A 4,716-nucleotide genomic window follows, 5' to 3' on the forward strand; every position below is an offset into this window, starting at 1 on the left:
CGGAAGTCAGATCGGACCGGCGTCGCCCACAGGCGGACAAGGGCACCAGACCCACACCGCCCATCACCACGAAAGGAGCCTAGGCCATGAGACTTAACCTGGACGACCTTGCGGACGAAGCCCGCAGGGCGGTGCTGATCGCCGACCAGAACGACCGCTTCCGCACAAGCTGGGGGACCGATCCCACCGCCCTCGGACGGTTTGTCATGACGCAGGGCGTGGCGAGCCTGAGCCCGACCGCGCAGGCGCTGGCCGTCGTGGGCGTGCGGACCTTTTCGGACTTCACCGAGGACAACGATCCCCATGGCTGGCACGATTTCGGCGCCTTCAGCGTCGCCGACAGTGGCCAGGAGGTCCGGCTCTACTGGAAGATCGACCTCTATGACGCGGATTACCGCTTCGGCTCCGAGGTTCCGGAGGACCCGGCCCGGACCCGGCGCGTCCTGACGCTTCTCCTCCCTGACGAGTGGTGAGGCCTGGGCGGGGGTGCGCGATGCGCCCCTGCCCTTCCGACCCTGCATCTCATTCTCGAAAGGATCGATTCTATGACCGCTCAGACCTTGATCGGTGAAAGCGCGGACCTCGTCCCCTTCACGGATCTTTATCTGTCGTCCCTCAACCCGCGCCGCCTCGTGTCCGAGGCGGGCATCGAGGCTTTGGCCCAGAACATCCGCGAGTTGGGCCTGATCCAGAACCTCGCGGGCCTGCGCGATGACACGGGCCGCATCGGCATCGTCGCCGGGGGCCGCAGGCTGCGCGCCCTGGCCCGTCTGCAGGACGACCCACGTTTTCACGTCGTGCCGGTGCGGCTCGCGCCCGACGAGGGCACCGCCGCCACCTGGGCCTCGACCGAGAACCACCATCGCGAGCAGCCCCATCCCGCCGACGAGGTCCGCGAGTACGGGGCGCTCGCGGCCCGGGGCGTCCCCGTTTCCTCCATCGCCATCGCCTTTGGCGTGACCGACAAGCATGTCCAGCGCCGCCTCGCCCTCGCCCGCCTGCCCGAGGCCGTGCTCCAGGCGCTGCGCGACGACCAGATCAGCCTCGGGCAGGCCGCGTGCTTCACTATCAGCGCCGACGAGCGGGTGAGCCTCGAGGTGCTGGCGCGGGTGCGCGGGCAGTCCTTCAGCGACTGGCACATCAAGAAGATGCTGAAACCCGACAGCGTGCGCAGCAGCGACCGCCGCGCCCGCTTCGTGGGTCGGGACGCCTACCTCGCCGCCGGAGGCCGACTCGGCGGCGACCTCTTCGCCGAGGAAGAGCTGTTCGATGACCCCGCCGTTCTCGACCGGGCGTTCGAGGCCAAGCTCCGGGCCGACGCCGAGGCGAGGCGCGCGGCGGGAGGTTGGAAATGGGCGGAGATCACCCTGACCGACACTCTCGGCCCCGCCGAGATCGAACGGATGCAGGGCGGACGGCTCTACCCCGTTCCGGGCGACCTCACCGAGGCGGAGCAGGCCCGCACCGACGAACTGGCCGAACTCGCCAACGGCGACGTGCTGGACGAGGCTGGCCAAGCCGAGCTGGACGTCCTCACCGACAAGCTGGAGGGCGCCTACACGCCCGAGCAGACGGCTCAGGCCGGGATCATCCTGCGGGTGGACCACCGGGGCGAGTTGCGCCTCCACGAAGGCGTTGTCCGGCCCGAAGATTGCGACGCCGCCATCGCTGCTGGGGTTCTTGCGCCCTCCCGCCATGGCACCAGCCCAGCTCCGACGCCGACCAAGTCCGCCCTGTCCGCCGCCTTGGCCGAGGACCTCGACCGCGTCGCGCGCGGTGCGCGGCAGACTGCGGTTCTGGGTCATCCAGACCTGCTTCTTGATCTGCTGGCCTTCCAGTTGGCGGGCCGCATGGGCTTTCGTCACGCCTTCGGGCTCCGGACGACGGAGGTGCCCATCCACCCCACCTCGGACACGGGCTACAGCCCGGAAGAGCGCCTGACCGGTGCGCCGGACAGGCCCAAGGACCCGTGGACGACCGACCTCGCCAAGGCGTTCCGCGCCTACCGCAAGCGGGGCTCGGAGGCGATGCGCGCTGACCTCACGCGAGGCCTCGCCGCGCTTCTCGACGTGGACGACGACGGGCTCGGAGGCCTGATCGACAAGGAGGCGAAGGCCGACCTTCGCAAGGTCTGGACGCCCACGGCCGAGAACTTCTTCGCCCGCGTGAGCGGTCCCACCCTCGACGCGCTCTGGCGCGATCTTCTGGACCTGGCGCCCGAGCACCCGACCGTCACGACCTTCGCGAAGCTTCGGAAGCGCGACAAGGCCGAGAAGCTGGAGGCCCTCTTCGCCGACCCCGCGTCCGTTCCTGGTGTCACCGAGGCGCAGGCCGCCCGGATCGCCGCGTGGCGGCCCAAGGATCTGGATTGAACCCAGGCCAGGGCGCGCAAGCGCCCTGCCCCCCTCCCATATCCTCCCAGCGCTCCGGGGTGAGGCCCGATGGCCGACGTGACCCCTCCGTCGCCCGACCGGACCGCAGCCCTCTGGTCCCGGGCGGTCCGACGCAGACGGACCTGAACGGCCGGGCTGCGGATCATCTGGACCTCGACTGCGTCGCCCGGCCCCGGGCCGCGCGACATCCCCCACCCGTCCTGGCGGGCCGACCTCCAGATCGATGCCGCACCCGACCTCGATGTCCCGCACGGGGCGCATCCGGGTCGAGCCGTCCCCTGCCCTATCAGCCGCGCGCCGGTTGGTGTCTGGTGTGTCCAGTCCTCCGGGCCCCAGGCGCTGGACCTCCACACCACGCGCCACGTCTCCGCTGACCGCGCTTTCGTCGCGCGTGGTGTGGAGCCCTCGTCCGCGTCGCCCTCGTGGACAGCCGTGGGGTGATCAATCCGAGAGGGCGAGCGCGTCTCCGGTCTCGGGCGGAAGAGGCCTGACTCTCGCCGGGCCGGATCTCGAACTTAGTTAGAACCAGGACGGGGCTCCTCCCGGTGATCCAAGGGACCCCTGTCGGTTTCCCCTCTTCCTTCGTGGTGAAGGAAGCCCTGGCCCCGCTCAGGCGGGGTCTTTTTTCGTGCCTCGCGTCGTTCCAGAGACGTCGCCTGGGCTGGGGCCCAGCGTCCCGGAGAGCCGGTCCCGGTTGGGAGACCAAGCTCAGCGCGCTTGAAGACCAGGGCCAAGCTTTCTATATCAGGAAGGCGACTCGTCCAGGCCGCGTGTCCGGCGAGCGTCGTGGTCACCCGGCGGCTGCCCAGCCCCGGTTGCCGATCACACCAACGCATTCCTGAAAGGGTCGCCCGTGGGCGGCCCTTTCGGTTTTAGGGGAGTTGGATCCCGAACCGCTCGCGCAGGCCAGGCGCGTTCACCTCGCCGTTGGTGATCCACTTGCGGGAGTAGGCCACGCAATCGGCCAGCTGCAGAAGGCGCGAGGCGGCCGAGTCGATCCGGACAATGTGCTCGACCCCCTTGAACCGGCCATCCTCGACCTGCGCCCGGGCCAGCTCGGCGTCGAAAATCGCGCCCGTGTTGTGCTCATTCCGGTCCATGATCAACTCGACGTTGCCGATCGTCTCCCGCCCGAGCACCTCCGCCTTGAACCGCTTGAGACCCGCCTTGACGGTCTGGACGACGGCCTGGGCGTAGATGGCCCCGGGCGGTCCGACCTCCATGGACGCCTTCTGATTGACGAGCACCACGCTCGTCGGCGGCACGGCCTGCCAGAAGCGCTGCAGCAGGCCCTGGAGGTAGCCGTCCCCGAGACGGACCGCATGAACCTCATTGGCGTTCCGCTCCAGGAGGTCCGTGAAGGCCTTGTCGATCCGACCCGCGTCGCGCGCCAGGACGAGGACCGCGCCCAGGTGGAGCGGTCCGGCCCCGGCCGTCCCGTACTCGTCGACAAAGCACAGCACCCGCTTGTTCAGCCCCTTCGGCATGATCAGCTCGTGGCCGTGCCGGTGTCCGTGGTCGCGGGCTTCGGTTTGAACCCGGGCCGGGCCACCGCCTTCTTCCGCGCCCGGGTGTCCTCGACGACGGCCCGGAACTCGGGCTCGAGCACCTGGAGCTTCTCGATCAAGCCCGAGAGGTCGTACTCGTTCGAGATCTTGCCCCGATGCGAGGCCCTGCGCTCAATGCGCCGCACGAAGCCGGCCGCCTCGAGATCCGCAATATGGCGCTGCACCTGCCGGTCGCTGAGGTTCAACCGGTCCGCGAGGTCGGTCTTCTTAGGATAGGGCTTGCGGGCCGCGTCCCACCAGAAGTCGGCGAGTTGGAGCAGCACGGCTAACTGGGTCGGGCTCAGCCCCAAGCGGCGCTGCGCCCGGAAGAGCAGCGAGGGCACGATGCAGAAGCCCAGCTCCATGACCTGCCGTCCCCACTTGTCGGCGGAGCCACGGGAGGCCTTGCGCTTCGACGGAAGGGCTTCGCCTACGGGCGCGGCGGTGGCATGGGTGATTTCGGTCACGATCTGAACTCCTTCGCCGGACCCATACCCCTGTGTGGCTGGGCTCTCAAGGCGAGGCGACCGGACGGAAACGACCGGTAGGGTCTGGTCATCAGCGCCTCCTACCCTCCGGGCCCGGATGTCCGATCTTAAACAGGACAACCGGGTCAACAGACTCACGCTCAAGCGTCACAAAGAGAGTACGGTTGAACCCACCGGTCACGACTGTCCGGTCAAAGGCTGTCCGACGATCAGACGGGCGTCCCCCGTGGATCGGGGCCGGGCTCTAGGCCGGGCCGGCGGGCCGGCCCACCCCGGAGCCAGGCCGCT

4 protein-coding genes are annotated in these 4,716 nt (G+C 69.2%); 2 read left to right on the plus strand and 2 right to left on the minus strand.

The features are described from left to right. The first annotated feature begins 86 nt into the window (after window positions 1–86). Complete coding sequence (locus FHG71_RS22720; protein WP_139084047.1) at window positions 87–473, plus strand: DUF3768 domain-containing protein; 387 nt, start codon at window positions 87–89, stop codon at window positions 471–473. 72 nt (window positions 474–545) lie between these two features. Beyond that, window positions 546–2,372, plus strand: a complete 1,827-nt coding sequence (locus FHG71_RS22725; protein WP_139084049.1) for a ParB N-terminal domain-containing protein — start codon at window positions 546–548, stop codon at window positions 2,370–2,372. 893 nt (window positions 2,373–3,265) lie between these two features. Here FHG71_RS22725 and FHG71_RS22730 read toward each other — a convergent pair. Together FHG71_RS22730 and FHG71_RS22735 are read right to left on the minus strand one after the other, a co-directional pair. After that, complete coding sequence (locus FHG71_RS22730) at window positions 3,266–3,880, minus strand: DUF3800 domain-containing protein (RefSeq protein WP_139084051.1); 615 nt, start codon at window positions 3,878–3,880, stop codon at window positions 3,266–3,268. 2 nt (window positions 3,881–3,882) lie between these two features. Beyond that, window positions 3,883–4,407, minus strand: coding sequence for a helix-turn-helix domain-containing protein (locus FHG71_RS22735; protein WP_218014225.1), 525 nt, complete (start codon window positions 4,405–4,407; stop codon window positions 3,883–3,885). Between the last annotated feature and the right edge of the window lie 309 nt (window positions 4,408–4,716).

It is taken from the genome of Rubellimicrobium roseum (genome assembly GCF_006152145.1).
Classification (GTDB): Bacteria; Pseudomonadota; Alphaproteobacteria; order Rhodobacterales; family Rhodobacteraceae; genus Rubellimicrobium; species Rubellimicrobium roseum.